This is a genomic window from Silvania hatchlandensis (assembly GCF_025564065.1).
GTDB lineage: Bacteria > Pseudomonadota > Gammaproteobacteria > Enterobacterales > Enterobacteriaceae > Enterobacter > Enterobacter hatchlandensis.
Map to the genome: position 1 here is coordinate 129,986 of NZ_JAMGZK010000050.1, position 15,746 is coordinate 145,731.

The 15,746-nt window shown below is 56.0% G+C and carries 12 protein-coding genes and 1 tRNA gene; 9 read left to right on the forward strand and 4 right to left on the reverse strand.

The window, feature by feature from the left end; translation table 11 throughout:
• Window positions 1-105 precede the first annotated feature (105 nt).
• The 7 genes from gmk (at window position 106) to M8014_RS13795 (ending at window position 9,349) form a co-directional block, all read left to right on the forward strand.
• The gene (gene gmk / locus M8014_RS13765; protein ID WP_271282984.1) at window positions 106-729 is read left to right on the forward strand and encodes a guanylate kinase; all 624 of its coding nucleotides are present in this window, start codon (window positions 106-108) and stop codon (window positions 727-729) included.
• A gap of 54 nt (window positions 730-783) precedes the next feature.
• Entirely contained in the window at window positions 784-1,059 is a 276-nt protein-coding gene (gene rpoZ / locus M8014_RS13770) for a DNA-directed RNA polymerase subunit omega (protein WP_032615688.1), read from the forward strand.
• 19 nt (window positions 1,060-1,078) lie between these two features.
• The gene (gene spoT / locus M8014_RS13775) at window positions 1,079-3,190 is read left to right on the forward strand and encodes a bifunctional GTP diphosphokinase/guanosine-3',5'-bis pyrophosphate 3'-pyrophosphohydrolase (RefSeq protein ID WP_271282985.1); all 2,112 of its coding nucleotides are present in this window, start codon (window positions 1,079-1,081) and stop codon (window positions 3,188-3,190) included.
• Window positions 3,191-3,194: 4 nt separating this feature from the next.
• Window positions 3,195-3,884 (forward strand): tRNA (guanosine(18)-2'-O)-methyltransferase TrmH, encoded by a 690-nt coding sequence (trmH, locus tag M8014_RS13780; RefSeq protein ID WP_271282986.1) that lies wholly within the window; start codon window positions 3,195-3,197, stop codon window positions 3,882-3,884.
• A gap of 3 nt (window positions 3,885-3,887) precedes the next feature.
• Window positions 3,888-5,969, forward strand: coding sequence for an ATP-dependent DNA helicase RecG (gene recG, locus M8014_RS13785; RefSeq protein ID WP_271282987.1), 2,082 nt, complete (start codon window positions 3,888-3,890; stop codon window positions 5,967-5,969).
• A 147-nt stretch (window positions 5,970-6,116) separates the two neighbouring features.
• The gene (locus M8014_RS13790; RefSeq protein WP_271282988.1) at window positions 6,117-7,508 is read left to right on the forward strand and encodes a nucleobase:cation symporter-2 family protein; all 1,392 of its coding nucleotides are present in this window, start codon (window positions 6,117-6,119) and stop codon (window positions 7,506-7,508) included.
• A 119-nt stretch (window positions 7,509-7,627) separates the two neighbouring features.
• Complete coding sequence (locus M8014_RS13795; RefSeq protein ID WP_271282989.1) at window positions 7,628-9,349, forward strand: AsmA family protein; 1,722 nt, start codon at window positions 7,628-7,630, stop codon at window positions 9,347-9,349.
• A 68-nt stretch (window positions 9,350-9,417) separates the two neighbouring features.
• Here the strand turns inward: M8014_RS13795 and yicI are convergent, their stop codons facing one another.
• Both yicI and M8014_RS13805 read right to left on the reverse strand, forming a co-directional pair.
• The gene (yicI, locus tag M8014_RS13800; protein ID WP_271282990.1) at window positions 9,418-11,736 is read right to left on the reverse strand and encodes an alpha-xylosidase; all 2,319 of its coding nucleotides are present in this window, start codon (window positions 11,734-11,736) and stop codon (window positions 9,418-9,420) included.
• A gap of 12 nt (window positions 11,737-11,748) precedes the next feature.
• Entirely contained in the window at window positions 11,749-13,143 is a 1,395-nt protein-coding gene (locus M8014_RS13805) for a glycoside-pentoside-hexuronide family transporter (RefSeq protein ID WP_271282991.1), read from the reverse strand.
• Window positions 13,144-13,428: 285 nt separating this feature from the next.
• On the opposite strand from M8014_RS13805, the gene M8014_RS13810 reads away from it, so the two are divergent.
• Window positions 13,429-13,523 (forward strand) — tRNA-Sec (locus M8014_RS13810).
• 5 nt (window positions 13,524-13,528) lie between these two features.
• On the opposite strand, the gene M8014_RS13815 is transcribed toward M8014_RS13810, so the two are convergent.
• Together M8014_RS13815 and M8014_RS13820 are read right to left on the reverse strand one after the other, a co-directional pair.
• A complete protein-coding gene (locus M8014_RS13815) occupies window positions 13,529-14,740 on the reverse strand; it encodes a DUF3644 domain-containing protein (protein WP_271282992.1) in 1,212 nt (403 codons plus the stop codon).
• A gap of 50 nt (window positions 14,741-14,790) precedes the next feature.
• Complete coding sequence (locus M8014_RS13820; RefSeq protein WP_271282993.1) at window positions 14,791-14,982, reverse strand: toxin-antitoxin system HicB family antitoxin; 192 nt, start codon at window positions 14,980-14,982, stop codon at window positions 14,791-14,793.
• 125 nt (window positions 14,983-15,107) lie between these two features.
• Here M8014_RS13820 and M8014_RS13825 point away from each other — a divergent pair, with 125 nt between their 5' ends.
• The gene (locus M8014_RS13825; RefSeq protein WP_271282994.1) at window positions 15,108-15,398 is read left to right on the forward strand and encodes a SymE family type I addiction module toxin; all 291 of its coding nucleotides are present in this window, start codon (window positions 15,108-15,110) and stop codon (window positions 15,396-15,398) included.
• Window positions 15,399-15,746: the final 348 nt, after the last annotated feature.

Consider the following 15,746-nt stretch of genomic DNA (forward strand, 5'->3'; position numbering starts at 1 on the left):
AACGATGAAGAGGAAAAAGTGTGACAAAGGCTACGTCACGAAGCGGCGACGTGTATAATAAGCCCGTATGTAGGACTTCAACGCTATCAACATACAAAGACTCTCATGGCTCAAGGCACGCTTTATATTGTTTCTGCCCCTAGTGGCGCGGGTAAATCCAGCCTGATTCAGGCGCTGTTAAAAACCCAACCGTTGTACGATACGCAGGTTTCTGTTTCTCACACCACGCGGGCACCGCGTCCGGGTGAAGTGCACGGTGAACACTATTTCTTTGTCGATCACGCTGAATTTAAAACGATGATTGGCCGGGATGCGTTTCTTGAACACGCAGAAGTCTTCGGTAACTACTACGGAACCTCGCGTGAAACCATTGAGCAGGTCCTGGCAACGGGCGTAAACGTATTTCTGGATATCGACTGGCAGGGCGCGCAGCAAATTCGCAAGAAAATGCCGCAGGCTCGCAGCATCTTTATCTTACCGCCGTCGAAAGATGAGCTGGACCGTCGTCTGCGTGGTCGCGGCCAGGACAGCGAAGACGTTATCGCAAAACGTATGGCCCAGGCAGTTGCGGAAATGAGCCATTACGCCGAATATGATTATCTGATTGTGAATGATGATTTCGATACCGCCCTGGGCGATTTGAAAACCGTTATTCGCGCCGAACGCCTGCGCATGAGCCGCCAGAAGCAGCGACATGACGCATTAATCACCAAACTGTTGGCAGACTGAACCCACATTCAGTATCATGCCCAGTCATTTCTTCATCTGTGGAGCATTTTAAGTATGGCACGCGTAACTGTTCAGGACGCTGTAGAGAAAATTGGTAACCGTTTTGACCTGGTGCTGGTCGCCGCGCGTCGCGCTCGTCAGATGCAGTCAGGCGGCAAAGATCCGCTGGTACCGGAAGAAAACGATAAAACCACCGTTATCGCGCTGCGCGAAATCGAAGAAGGTCTGATCAACAACCAGATCCTCGACGTACGTGAGCGCCAGGAGCAGCAAGAGCAGGAAGCCGCAGAACTGCAGGCCGTTACCGCCATTGCTGAAGGTCGTCGTTAATTAAACCTGCGGGTCGCCCTTGTATCTGTTTGAAAGCCTGAATCAACTGATTCAAAACTACCTGCCGGTAGACCAGATTAAGCGTCTCCAGCAGGCGTATCTCGTTGCACGTGACGCTCACGAGGGCCAGACACGTTCAAGCGGTGAACCCTATATCACGCACCCGGTAGCGGTGGCCTGTATTCTGGCCGAGATGAAACTCGACTATGAAACGTTGATGGCTGCCCTGCTGCATGACGTGATTGAAGATACCCCCGCCACCTACCAGGATATGGAACAGCTGTTTGGCAAAAGCGTTGCCGAGCTGGTGGAAGGGGTGTCTAAGCTTGATAAGCTGAATTTCCGCGACAAGAAAGAGGCGCAGGCCGAAAACTTTCGCAAGATGATCATGGCGATGGTGCAGGATATCCGCGTCATTCTGATCAAACTCGCCGACCGCACCCACAACATGCGCACGCTGGGCTCACTGCGCCCGGATAAACGTCGTCGCATTGCCCGTGAAACCCTCGAAATTTACAGCCCGCTGGCGCACCGTTTAGGTATTCATCACATCAAAACCGAACTCGAAGAGCTGGGTTTTGAAGCGCTGTATCCAAACCGCTTCCGGGTGATCAAAGAGGTGGTGAAAGCCGCACGTGGCAACCGTAAAGAGATGATTCAGAAGATCCTCTCTGAAATTGAAGGGCGTTTACAGGAAGCCGGCATCCCCTGTCGCGTCAGCGGTCGAGAAAAGCATCTGTACTCTATCTACTGCAAAATGGTGCTCAAAGAGCAGCGTTTTCACTCGATCATGGATATCTACGCGTTTCGCGTGATCGTCCATGATTCTGACACTTGCTATCGCGTACTCGGTCAGATGCACAGCCTGTACAAACCACGTCCTGGGCGGGTGAAAGACTATATTGCCATTCCAAAAGCGAACGGATATCAGTCTCTGCACACCTCGATGATTGGTCCGCACGGCGTGCCGGTTGAAGTACAGATTCGTACCGAAGACATGGACCAGATGGCGGAGATGGGTGTTGCCGCGCACTGGGCCTACAAAGAGCATGGCGGTGAAAGCAGCACTACCGCGCAAATCCGCGCCCAGCGCTGGATGCAAAGCCTGCTGGAGCTGCAACAAAGCGCCGGCAGCTCGTTTGAATTTATCGAGAGCGTTAAATCCGATCTCTTCCCGGATGAGATTTACGTTTTCACGCCAGAAGGGCGCATTGTCGAGCTGCCTGCAGGCGCTACCCCGGTCGATTTTGCGTACGCCGTGCATACCGATATCGGCCATGCCTGCGTCGGTGCGCGCGTCGACCGCCAGCCGTATCCCCTGTCACAGCCGCTGACCAGCGGCCAGACGGTCGAAATCATTACCGCTCCGGGTGCTCGCCCGAACGCGGCGTGGCTGAACTTTGTCGTGAGCTCGAAAGCCCGCGCTAAAATCCGCCAGTTGCTGAAAAACCTTAAACGCGATGATTCCGTGAGTCTGGGTCGTCGTCTGCTCAATCACGCGCTGGGCGGTAGCCGCAAGCTGGCTGAGATCCCGCAAGAGAACGTTCAGCGTGAAATCGAGCGCATGAAGCTCGCCTCGCTTGACGATCTGCTGGCCGAAATCGGCCTTGGCAATGCGATGAGCGTGGTAGTGGCGAAGAACCTGCAACAGGGTGAAACGTCGGTACCGCAGCCATCTTCAGGCAGCGGACATCTGCCGATCAAAGGCGCCGACGGGGTGTTAATTACCTTCGCCAAGTGCTGCCGACCGATCCCTGGCGACCCGATTATCGCTCACGTCAGTCCCGGTAAAGGGCTGGTTATCCATCATGAATCCTGTCGTAACATCCGTGGCTACCAGAAAGAGCCTGAGAAGTTTATGGCGGTGGAGTGGGATAAAGAGACCGAGCAGGAATTTATCACCGAGATCAAGGTGGATATGTTCAACCACCAGGGCGCACTGGCGAACCTGACGGCGGCAATCAACACGGCCTCTTCCAATATTCATAGCCTGAATACCGAAGAGAAAGATGGCCGTGTCTACAGCGCCTTTATTCGTCTGAGCGCGCGCGACCGTGTGCATCTGGCGAATATCATGCGCAAAATCCGCGTGATGGCTGACGTTATTAAAGTCACCCGTAACCGAAACTAGTCTTATGAATGCACAGCGTTATGCACGTATCTGTGAGATGCTCGCCAGGCGTCAGCCTGACCTGACAGTTTGCATGGAGCAGGTCCATAAACCGCATAACGTCTCTGCCATCGTCCGTACCGCCGATGCCATCGGCGTACATGAAGTCCACGCCGTCTGGCCGGAAGGTCGGATCCGCACCATGGCCTCATCTGCCGCAGGCAGTAACAGCTGGGTGCAGGTTCACACTCACCCCACCATCAGCGACGCCGTCTCGCACCTGAAAGGGCGTGGGATGCAGGTGCTGGCAACCCACCTTTCCGATAACGCTGTCGACTTCCGTGAGGTTGATTACACCCGCCCGACCTGCATTCTGATGGGTCAGGAGAAAACCGGGATCACCCAGGAAGCACTAGACCTCGCGGATCAGGACATTATCATTCCGATGACCGGTATGGTGCAGTCGCTGAACGTCTCCGTCGCTTCGGCGCTCATTCTGTACGAAGCCCAGCGTCAGCGGCAAAATGCCGGGATGTACAAGCGCGAGAACAGCATGCTGCCGCAAGATGAACAGCAGCGTCTGCTGTTTGAAGGCGGTTACCCGGTGCTGGCCCGCGTGGCAAAGCAGAAAAACTTACCTTACCCCCACGTGAACATGCAGGGCGAAATTGAAGCCGATGCCACGTGGTGGGCCACCATGCAGTCGGCGAAGTAGATCATGCAAGGCCGCCTGCTGGATGCTGTACCGCTAAATTCGCTGACCGGCGTGGGGGCGGCGCAGAGCAGCAAACTGGCAAAAATAGGTCTGCACACCGTGCAGGATCTCCTCCTGCACCTCCCCCTGCGCTATGAAGACCGCACCCATCTTTATCAGATTGGCGAGCTGCTGCCCGGAATTTACGTCACGGTAGAAGGCGAAGTCCTGAACTGTAATGTCACCTTCGGCGGCCGCCGGATGATGACCTGTCAGATCAGCGATGGCACCGGCATTCTGACGATGCGCTTTTTTAACTTCAGCGCGGCGATGAAAAACAGCCTCGCCACTGGACGACGCGTGCTGGCCTATGGCGAAGCCAAACGCGGGAAGTACGGCGCGGAGATGATCCACCCGGAATACCGCGTGCAGGGCGATCTCAGCACTCCGGAATTACAGGAAACCCTGACCCCGGTCTACCCGACCACCGAAGGTATTAAGCAGGCGACGCTGCGCAAGCTGACCGACCAGGCGCTGGAGCTGCTTGATACCTGCGCCATCATCGAACTGCTGCCGCCCGAGCTGGCGCAAGGAATGATGAGTCTGCCGGAAGCGATGCGCACCCTGCATCGCCCGCCGCCGACGCTGCAGTTAAGCGATCTGGAGAGCGGACAACATCCTGCCCAGCGACGATTAATTCTCGAAGAGCTGCTGGCGCATAACCTGAGCATGCTGGCGCTACGTGCCGGTGCCCAGCGTTTTCACGCCCTGCCGCTTGCCACCCACGATGATTTAAAAGATAAGCTGCTGGCCTCGCTGCCGTTCAAACCGACCGGCGCACAGGCCCGCGTGACCGCCGAGATCGAGCGCGATATGGCGCTGGATGTACCGATGATGCGCCTGGTGCAGGGCGACGTGGGCTCAGGTAAAACGCTGGTCGCCGCGCTGGCTGCGTTACGCGCTATTGCGCACGGCAAGCAGGTGGCGCTGATGGCGCCGACCGAGCTGCTGGCCGAGCAGCACGCCACGAACTTCCGCAACTGGTTTGCGCCGCTGGGCATTGAAGTGGGCTGGCTGGCCGGGAAGCAAAAAGGCAAAGCGCGACAGGCCCAGCAGGACGCGATTGCCAGCGGTCAAGTACAGATGATTGTCGGCACCCACGCTATCTTCCAGGAACAGGTGCAGTTTAACGGCCTGGCGCTGGTGATCATTGATGAGCAGCACCGCTTTGGTGTGCATCAGCGTTTGGCGCTGTGGGAAAAAGGGCTCCAGCAAGGATTCCATCCCCATCAGCTGATCATGACCGCGACGCCGATCCCGCGCACGCTGGCGATGACGGCTTATGCCGACCTCGACACCTCGACCATCGACGAGTTGCCGCCAGGGCGTACGCCGGTAACCACAGTCGCCATCCCGGATACCCGTCGCAACGACATTATCGATCGCGTGCGCAACGCCTGTACTCAGGAAGGCCGTCAGGCTTACTGGGTGTGTACCTTGATTGAAGAGTCCGATCTGCTGGAAGCGCAGGCGGCAGAAGCCACCTGGGAAGAGTTAAAGCTGGCCCTCCCGGAGCTGAACGTCGGACTGGTGCATGGCCGCATGAAGCCAGCAGACAAACAGGCGGTGATGCAGGCCTTCAAACAGGGTGAGCTGCATCTGCTGATTGCCACCACGGTAATTGAAGTGGGCGTAGACGTACCCAACGCCAGCCTGATGATTATCGAAAACCCGGAGCGTCTGGGTCTTGCGCAACTCCACCAGCTGCGTGGCCGCGTGGGCCGCGGCGCGGTGGCCTCACACTGCGTATTGCTCTATAAGGCACCGCTGTCAAAAACCGCGCAGAAGCGTCTGCAGGTGTTACGTGACAGCAACGACGGCTTTGTCATTGCGCAACAGGATCTGGAGATCCGCGGTCCCGGTGAATTACTGGGTACCCGCCAGACAGGGAATGCAGAGTTTAAAGTGGCCGATTTGCTGCGCGATCAGGCCATGATCCCCGAAGTTCAGCGTCTGGCACGTCATATCCATGAGCGCTATCCCGACCAGGCGGCAGCTTTAATTGACCGCTGGATGCCCGAGACCGAGCGTTATTCGAACGCCTGATCAGCCAAATAGCATCAGCCTCTTCCGCACCGTTAAAGAAAAGACGCATAACGAGCAGGGAATTATCCATGAATTTACATGGCAATCGTTTGCTTTTCTCATCCACTCGGCTAAAATGCCCGCTTTTCCTCGTGGGGATCGCCGCAGATGTCCGTTAACGCCTTAGAACAGCAAGATGCGCAACCGATTGCGCAGCCGCATAACAGTGAACTGATTTACCGTCTTGAAGACCGTCCGCCGCTGGCGCAGACCTTGTTTGCCGCCTGTCAGCATCTGCTGGCGATGTTCGTGGCGGTGATCACCCCTGCCTTACTGATCTGCCAGGCGCTCGGCTTACCGGCGCAGGACACCCAGCACATCATCAGCATGTCGCTGTTCGCGTCGGGCGTGGCCTCCATCATTCAGATTAAAGCCTGGGGTCCTGTGGGATCCGGTCTGCTGTCGATTCAGGGCACCAGCTTTAACTTTGTCGCCCCGTTGATCATGGGCGGTACCGCGCTGAAAACCGGCGGCGCCGATGTGCCGACGATGATGGCCGCGCTGTTCGGTACCCTGATGCTGGCGAGCTGCACCGAGATGGTCATCTCCCGCGTCCTGCACCTGGCGCGTCGGATTATTACCCCGCTGGTCTCCGGCGTGGTGGTGATGATTATCGGCCTGTCGCTGATTCAGGTGGGCTTGACCTCCATCGGGGGCGGTTACGCTGCGATGGCCGACCACACCTTCGGCGCCCCGAAAAACCTGCTGCTGGCGGGCGTGGTGCTGGCGATCATTATTCTGCTTAACCGTCAGCGTAACCCGTACCTGCGCGTCGCCTCGCTGGTGATCGCCATGGCCGCTGGCTACCTGGCCGCCTGGGCAATGGACATGCTGCCGCAGTCCAGTGCACCGACCGACAGCCCGCTGATCATGGTGCCAACGCCGCTGTATTACGGCCTGGGCATTGACTGGAATCTGCTTCTGCCGCTGATGCTGGTGTTTATGATCACCTCTCTGGAAACCATCGGCGACATCACCGCCACTTCCGATGTCTCTGAGCAGCCGGTCTCTGGCCCGCTATATATGAAGCGCCTGAAGGGCGGCGTGCTGGCGAACGGCCTGAACTCGTTTGTCTCCGGCGTGTTTAATACCTTCCCGAACTCCTGCTTCGGTCAGAACAACGGCGTGATCCAGCTGACCGGCGTTGCCAGCCGCTACGTGGGCTTTGTGGTGGCGCTGATGCTGATTGTGCTGGGCCTGTTCCCGGCAGTGAGCGGCTTCGTACAGCACATTCCTGAGCCGGTGCTCGGCGGCGCAACCTTAGTGATGTTTGGTACTATCGCGGCATCCGGCGTGCGCATCGTCTCCCGCGAGCCGCTGAACCGCCGCGCGATCATGATTATCGCCCTGTCGCTGGCCGTGGGTCTGGGCGTGTCGCAGCAGCCGCTGATCCTGCAGTTTGCCCCGGACTGGGTGAAAAACCTGCTCTCTTCCGGCATCGCAGCAGGCGGTATTACCGCTATCGTCCTGAACCTGATCTTCCCGCCAGAAAAGAACTAACCCTACCTGTACGGCAGCAGATCGTTGCTGCCGTACACGGAATTACACTATTCCTGCCTTGAGCATTGCGTATAAATCGTGCATAACTCCTTTATGTGCGTTTTACGTGATGGAAGACCATGAAATTTATTGGAAAGCTACTCATCGGTATTCTGGTTGTTCTGCTGGTTGCGATCCTCGCGCTCTATCTCCTTGTCCAGACGCGCTGGGGCTCGGCCCAGGTCAGCCGTTGGATCACGGAAAACACCGATTACGAGCTCAGTTTCGACCAGATGGATCACCGCTTCTCGTCCCCCAGCCACCTGGTGCTGAAAAACGTCACCTTCGGTCGCGACGGTAAACCGGCGACGCTGGTCGCAAAAATGGTGGATATTGGCGTGAGCAGCCGCCAGCTGACCGACCCGCTGCACATGGATACCATCACCCTGTTTGACGGCACGCTGAACCTCTCGCCGCAAACTGCCCCTCTCCCCCTGCAGGCCGATCGCCTGCTGCTGAACAACATGGCGTTTAACAGCCCCAATACCGAGTGGGATCTGAGCGCGCAGAAGGTGACCGGCGGCGTCAGCCCGTGGCAGCCCGAAGCGGGCAATGTGCTGGGGAAAAAAGCCAACATCCAGATGAGCGCCGGGTCGCTGACGTTAAACGGCGTGCCCGCCAGCAATGTGCTGATCCAGGGCGAACTTAACGGTAAAGAGGTGGTGCTGAGCACCATTGGCGCGGACATGGCGCTGGGCTCCATGACCGGCACCGCGCGGCGCGACGCCAACGGCGGCTGGAAGGTGGACAACATGCGCCTGAACGAGATCCGCCTGCAGAGCGATAAATCTCTGGCCGACTTTTTTGCCCCCATCACCACCCTGCCGTCGCTGCAGATTGGCCGCCTGGACGTGACCGACGCCCGCCTGCAGGGGCCGGACTGGGCCGTCACCGATCTCGATTTAAGCCTGCGCAACCTGACCCTGAGTAAGGGCGACTGGCAGAGCGAGGACGGTCGTCTGTCGATGAATGCCAGCGAATTTATCTACGGTTCCGTGCATCTGTTCGACCCGATCCTGAATGCGGAATTCTCCCCGCAGGGGATGGCCCTGCGCCAGTTCACCTCACGCTGGGAAGGCGGGATGGTGCGCACCTCCGGTAACTGGTTGCGCAGCGGCAAGGCGCTGGTGCTGGATGATGTCGCTATCGCCGGGCTAGAATACACCTTGCCGCAGAACTGGAAAGCGCAGTGGATGGAAACGTTGCCGACGTGGCTGAACAGCGTCACGCTGCGCAAATTCGGCCTGAGTCGCAACCTGGTGATCGACGTGGATCCGATCTTCCCGTGGCAGATCACCGCTCTCGACGGTTACGGCACTAATCTGCAGCTGGCGAAAGATCGCCAGTGGGGCGTCTGGGGCGGCACCGCCACCCTGAACGGGGCAGCCGCCACTTTTAACCGCGTGGACGTGCGCCGTCCGTCAATAGCGCTGACGGCAAATGCCTCGACGGTGGCGATCGGCGAGCTGAGCGCCTTTACTGAAAAAGGCATTCTGGAAGCCAGGGCCAGCATTTCGCAGCAGCCTGCGCGTCAGGCAACCATCAGCCTGACCGGGCGCGGCGTACCGCTGAACATCGTGCAGCAGTGGGGCTGGCCGGCGCTGCCGGTGACGGGCGATGGCAATATTCAGCTCACCGCTAGCGGCAACGTGCAGGCGAACGCGCCGCTAAAACCGACGGTCAATGGCAGGCTGAATGCGGTAAACATGGATAAACAGCAGGTGACGCAGACGATGACGGGCGGGCAGGTCAGTACGGTTGCGGAGCCGGTTGTTACACACTCACCCCAGCCCTCTCCCTGAAGGGAGAGGGAGCAAACCAGTACTCACTATTCCCTCTCCCCGATGGGGAGAGGGAATAGTGAGGGGACTCAGAGGTGAATCACCACCTCATTCCCTTCAGCTTTCACCACCACGCCCCACTCGCTACCCACGTGTGACGCACCTTTAACGCCGCTAATCTGCTGCACATTACGTAAACAGACGGACCAGCCCCGCGCCTCGCCGCTCCCCTTCAGGGTCAGGGTGTTGCCCGTGCGCGTTGCGGTCAGGGCAAACGCCACGGCACCGTTCAACTCAGGCACTTCACTTACCGCTGTCGCGCCATCGTCGAGGTTAAACAGCTGGAAGGCTGTCCCCTTGTTCCAGGCGTAGTCCGGCTTCTGGTCATTGTTGCCCAGCGCCAGCAGGGTGTTGTCGCGCACGTACACCGGCAGGCTCTGGAAGTCGTGCTGCTGTTTATGCCAGCGGCTGCCCGGGATTTGATCGTTATGCCACAGGTGCGTCCAGCGCCCTTCCGGCAGATAAAACTGCACGTCACCCGCCTCGCTGAACACCGGCGCAACCAGCACCGAATCACCGAGCATGTACTGGCGGTCGAGATAGTCGCACGCCGGATCGTCCGGGAACTCGAGCATCATCGCCCGCAGCATCGGGGTGCCGTGCTCCCGGGCCAGCGCCGCCTGACGATACAGGTACGGCATCATCCGGCATTTAAGCTGCGTGAAGTGGCGCACCACGTCGCAGGACTCATCGTCGTACGCCCAGGGTACCCGGTAGGATTTGCTCCCGTGCAGGCGGCTGTGGCTGGAGAGCAGCCCGAACGCGCACCAGCGTTTATAGACATCTGCCGGAGCGGTATTTTCGAACCCGCCGATATCGTGGCTCCAGAAACCAAACCCGGAGAGCCCAATCGACAGCCCGCCGCGCAGGCTTTCGGCCATCGATTCGTAGTTGGCGTAACAGTCGCCACCCCAGTGCACCGGGAACTGTTGCGCCCCCACCGAGGCCGAACGGGCAAACAGCACCGCCTCTTCCTCGCCGACGGTCTCTTTCAGCACGTTCCACACCAGCTCGTTATAGATGTAGGCATAGTGGTTGTGCATTTTCTGCGGATCGCTGCCGTCATGCCACACCACGTCCGTCGGGATGCGCTCGCCGAAGTCGGTCTTGAAGCAATCGACGCCGATATCCACCAGGCCTTTCAGCTTGTCGGCATACCATGCACAGGCTTCCGGATTGGTGAAGTCGTAGATCGCCAGCCCGGGCTGCCATTTATCCCACTGCCACAGCGAGCCATCCGGACGTTTCAGCAGATAGCCCTTCTCTTTCAGCTCTTTGAAGATCGGGGATTTCTGCCCGATGTACGGGTTGATCCACACGCAGACCTTCAGCCCTTTCGATTTAAGGCGGCGGATCATCCCTTCCGGATCCGGGAAGGTCACCGGGTCCCATTCAAAATCGCACCACTGGAAGGCCTTCATCCAGAAGCAGTCGAAGTGGAAGACGTGCAGCGGCAGGTCGCGCTCGGCCATGCCGTCGATAAAGCTGTTGACCGTCGCTTCATCGTAATTGGTGGTAAACGAGGTGGTGAGCCACAGGCCGAATGACCACGCCGGTGGCAGCGCCGGACGCCCGGTAAATTGCGTATAGCGGTTGAGCACCTCTTTCGGCGTTGGGCCGTCGATGACGAAATATTCCAGATACTCGCCTTCGACGCTGAACTGCACCTTGGAGACTTTCTCGGAGCCGATTTCGAACGAGACGTTTTCCGGGTGGTTCACCAGCACGCCGTAGCCGCGGTTGGTGAGGTAGAACGGGATATTTTTGTAGGACTGCTCGGTGCTGGTGCCGCCGTCGCGGTTCCAGGTTTCGACCGTCTGACCGTTGCGCACCAGAGCGGTAAAGCGCTCGCCCAGGCCGTAGACCGTTTCGCCCACGCCCAGATCCAGCCGCTCGAACATATAGTTGCGATCGCTGTTGCCGTCCTGCACGTAGCCGTTGTTTTTCAGCTGGCTGCCGGTGATGCGCTGGCCACCCCTGAGGAAATCCAGCGCCCAGAACTCGCCCTTAGTAACGCGAACGCTGACGTTGCCGCTTTTCAGTTCGGCAAATTCGGCGTTGTTTTCAATCTGCACCTTCACATCTTTCAGGACATTAAGTGGATAATGCGGGCCGTTATCCACCCCACCCTGGAAGTGCTCGATGCGCACACCGACAATGCCTTCCTGCGGCGCAAACAGGCGCACCGTGAACATTAAGGTGTCCAGCTGCCCGGCGCGCTCGCGCACGTCGCGCGGCGCCACATACACCACCAGGTCGTTACCCTGCTGTTCCACCTCGAATACCTGAACCGGCGAAATCACATTCATACCCGGTTGAATAAGCCAGTTTCCATCACTGATTTTCATGCTTACATCCTCTTAGTTCTGTAATTCTTTGCTGACCGGCAGCGTGTTGAAGTCCTGCTGATTTCGGCGTGCGCCCTGCGCCAGATCGTCCATGATTTTGAGCAGGAACGGCGTTTTCAGGCTGTAGAAGCGTTTGGCGATAATCGCGCTCAGCAGGTAGCACGCGGCCGGAACCAGCGTAAACAGGGCAATGATGATGCTGATGGTGGCGCTATTCTGGGTTTTGGCTGCAGCATCGTACCCGCCGCCTGCCAGCATCCAGCCAATGAGTGCCCCGCCGATCGCCAGGCCCAGCTTGAGCACGAACAGCGTGCCCGCGAAGCTGATGCCAGTCAGGCGTTTGCCATTGGTCCATTCGCCGTAGTCGACGGTATCGGACATCATCACCCACTGGATCGGCGTCACCAGCTGGTGCAGGACGCCAATCACAAAGATAAAGCCGAACATGGTGATGCTGGCCTGCATCGGGACGAAGAACATCGCCACGCTCGCCACCGCCAGCAGGGCGTTGGTCCACCAGAAGACGCTGACTTTGCACTTCCAGTCGGTGAGCGGTTTGGCCAGCGCCGAGCCAATCAGGTTGCCGACGCAGTAGGTGGTGAGGAAGGCGACGAACAGCTCCGGCGAGCCGAGGATCCAGGTGACGTAATACATCATCGCGCCGCCGCGCACGCAGACCGCGAGGATATTGAGGATGGTGAGCAGCCCGACGATGCGCCACTGGTCGTTTTGCCAGATATCGCGCAGATCTTCGCGCATGCCCGACGTGCTCGGCGGCACCTGGATGCGCTCTTTGGTGGTGAAGAAGCAGAACGCCAGCATCAGGAACGCCACCACCGACAGCACCGCGATGCCGCCCTGGAAGCCAAACGCTTTATCGTCGCCGCCAATCAGATTCACCAGCGGCATCATCAGCACCGTCGAGAGCATGCCGCCCGCGGTCGCCAGCACAAAGCGCCAGGACTGCAGGGAGATGCGCTGCGTCGGGTCGTTGGTGATCACTCCGCCCAGCGCGCAGTACGGGATATTGACCACGGTATACAGCAGGGTCAGCAGGGTGTAGGTGACGGCGGCGTAGATCATTTTGCCGTTCAGGCTGAGGTCTGGCGTGGTGTAGGCCAGCACGCAGACCAGGCCGAACGGGATCGCCCCAAACAAAATCCACGGCCGGAACTTACCCCAGCGGCTGCGGGTCCGGTCGGCCAGTAGGCCCATGCACGGGTCGGAGATAGCATCCAGCGCACGCGCCAGCAGGAACATGGTGCCGACAAACCCGGCGGGAATGCCGAAGATATCGGTGTAAAAAAACATCATGTACAACATAACGTTATCGAAAATGATGTGACTGGCAGCGTCACCCATGCCGTAACCAATTTTCTCTTTGACGGATAAGACTTCACTTTTCATGGCTGTTCCTGCGCCCGAAATGGGCTCTGAGACCGGTTACAGGTTTTGTAAACGATCCCCTTCCCGTCAGGTATTCCGTTTTCTGGTTACGTTTTTACGATTCTTGTTTTTTGTGATCGCGGTAAAACTGCTGACACCAAAAATGTAACATGAGGATTTCGTTGAGATTTATCGTCTAAAGGTAAGGCAGGTCAAAAAAGGGGAAGAAATAAGTGAGCGAAAGATTGGGGTAAATGATTGAAAGTAGATATAATGCGCCCCGCCTCCATGTAGCAATCGAGGCGCGGAAGATCGTCATCTCCGGTGAGGTGGCTGGACTTCAAATCCAGTTGGGGCCGCCAGCGGTCCTGGGCAGGTTCGACTCCTGTGATCTTCCGCCAGTTTTTTACTTTTTCTCGCGAACTTTTTTATAGTATGAAATAGATTCATTTAGCCAATTTGGTTGTGCTAGATTTTTAATTACCCATTGTATAAATTTTTCTGAATATCGATGTCGATTATCAATAGTATAATACATATCTGAGCTCTTTGTTTTTTGTACGTTATGTTTTTTAATAATAGCTGAGAATGAATATGTGGTTATCCTAACATCGCTTTGCAACTCATTGACTCTCTTGATTGCAGAGCCTTGATAATAAGGATGGGTAATATCGGGATCACGAGTCTCTCTGATAATAATTGCATTACTCCCGCTATTACCCATACCTAAGGATAGATCGCTTTCTTTTTCATTTTTCGTTAAGATGAGCCTATAATCTACAGCTATGCTAAATGAATTGGAATTTTGCTCTTTATCTGTGCTATGAAACCGAGCCAAAAATTCTTTTGCAATATGAGCCGTCATCTCTCCATAATTTTCTTTTATCGTAGCGATATCACTTCTAGGTCCATCCACGACAAGGCTTAACATTCCTACACTCTGCCCTGCTAACGGTGAAGCTCCGGTTTCATTCAAATATCTCTGTTGATAATTTAAAACATTGGCTTGAAAAAGGCGTGATAGCTCAGGTTGTAGCTCAGGAAGAAGGAGATGTATGGCCCCATCTCGCAGTTCGATCAATGTATCAAGATTCTTTTTAACGGGATCATTTTGTTGCAACCGTCTATTAATTGCTTCAGAAATGCATATAGAATATCCATTCTTTTTAAAGACTGAATCTATACCTACAGACTTTATCATTTCTGCTTTTAACAAAAGCTCCCATGCATTTACCGATAAAATACAAAATGCTTCTACCCGGTTACCTAAGCTAGGTCTATTATACACTTCCAAAGATAATATAAATGCATCTAAACTTCTCCTCAGAAGAGATTTATATATCTTCATATCTGGAGTAAGTATTTTAGCTTTTAACGACTGGGACATTAATAATATAAAATCATCATTTGAGAGTTTATGAATCCCCTCGCACCTCCATATTTTCCCATCAACGCTATGTACATACTGACCATTCAACTTCTCATTTATGTATTTTCTAATACTATTTTCACTATACCCAGTTTCATTTGCCAAATCTAGCGCAGTAAAGATTGTTTTATTATTATCATGTTTCCTAAGAGCATCTAATAATTTACGTTGATTGGCTGTGCGTGTCATAGTAAATTCCTTTTTAATTGCTGAGCAATTTATTTAAAATTTGACCTTAATCACCCTTTAGGTTCTAAACCTTTTTGCCTTAAAGCCGCCCTCGCCAGTTCCTTCAACCAGCTGGCGAGACTCACCCCTTCTTCCGCTGCCACAGCATCCAGTTGTTCCTTCAATGCCGGATCAATACGCATTTTAAACTGCGGAGATTGTCCGCCGCCTTTAGGTTTTTTTTCGCGCGCTATGATTGACATGGGGCCACCTATCCATCTAATCTGAACTCTTATAGGAGGCCACCTAAACCTCCTGTACTAGCAACGCTCCATTGTGCTCGAACACACCGGAGCGTCTAACCTCACCAACTATCAAGGAGTTGATTATGGCTGATTCGCATTCTACCCCAGACACCACCGCAACCGGAACTGAGCGTACATTAATTGTGGGATATCGCCCGCACGGTCTTGATCGCAGTACGCCAAACCTGATCCTTTCCGGCAAATGGCTGCGTGCGGCGGGGTTTGATACTGGCGATAAGGTGACGATAAAAGTTATGGATGGCTGCATTGTGGTGATGGCGCACAACCCGCATGAGAAGAAGCTTCTGGACGAATTAAAGCAGGCGCAGCAGAAGCTGAAAGGGATTGAAGGGGCGCTGGCTCTCGCGTCATGATCGGAGATTAAACCAGCAATGAAGAAAATTTTATAAGGCAAATAGCCTACAGCGGCTCCCTGGTCCGGCTGAAAATCGCCGAAGCGTTTCCTGTAGGCCGGGGCGAGGCGCATGGATGCGCCGAGAGGGCGTGACCTACATGGATGTAGGATCGCGCCCGACCCGAAAGCCGGAAGGAATAAGCTGAGGGTACCGCGCAGCGGCGATTTTCTCTGCCGGGAGCCGGGGTAGCCAGGGGGGAGGCGGTGCACGGTGATCCCCCCTGGCACGTTCACAGGTGACGCGATTGACAGAGATGTGCAGAACGTAAAGTGAACGGAACCACCACCCCAGCCGCATGCTCCCCCT

Bases quoted from the DNA above. Each gene is read 5' to 3' on its own strand.
- trmH (WP_271282986.1), top strand. From the start codon at position 3,195: ATGAATGCACAGCGTTATGCACGTATCTGTGAGATGCTCGCCAGGCGT.
- rpoZ (WP_032615688.1), top strand. From the start codon at position 784: ATGGCACGCGTAACTGTTCAGGACGCTGTAGAGAAAATTGGTAACCGT.
- M8014_RS13795 (WP_271282989.1), top strand. From the start codon at position 7,628: ATGAAATTTATTGGAAAGCTACTCATCGGTATTCTGGTTGTTCTGCTG.
- M8014_RS13790 (WP_271282988.1), top strand. From the start codon at position 6,117: ATGTCCGTTAACGCCTTAGAACAGCAAGATGCGCAACCGATTGCGCAG.
- M8014_RS13825 (WP_271282994.1), top strand. From the start codon at position 15,108: ATGGCTGATTCGCATTCTACCCCAGACACCACCGCAACCGGAACTGAG.
- recG (WP_271282987.1), top strand. From the start codon at position 3,888: ATGCAAGGCCGCCTGCTGGATGCTGTACCGCTAAATTCGCTGACCGGC.
- M8014_RS13820 (WP_271282993.1), bottom strand. From the start codon at position 14,982: ATGTCAATCATAGCGCGCGAAAAAAAACCTAAAGGCGGCGGACAATCT.
- M8014_RS13815 (WP_271282992.1), bottom strand. From the start codon at position 14,740: ATGACACGCACAGCCAATCAACGTAAATTATTAGATGCTCTTAGGAAA.
- yicI (WP_271282990.1), bottom strand. From the start codon at position 11,736: ATGAAAATCAGTGATGGAAACTGGCTTATTCAACCGGGTATGAATGTG.
- M8014_RS13805 (WP_271282991.1), bottom strand. From the start codon at position 13,143: ATGAAAAGTGAAGTCTTATCCGTCAAAGAGAAAATTGGTTACGGCATG.
- gmk (WP_271282984.1), top strand. From the start codon at position 106: ATGGCTCAAGGCACGCTTTATATTGTTTCTGCCCCTAGTGGCGCGGGT.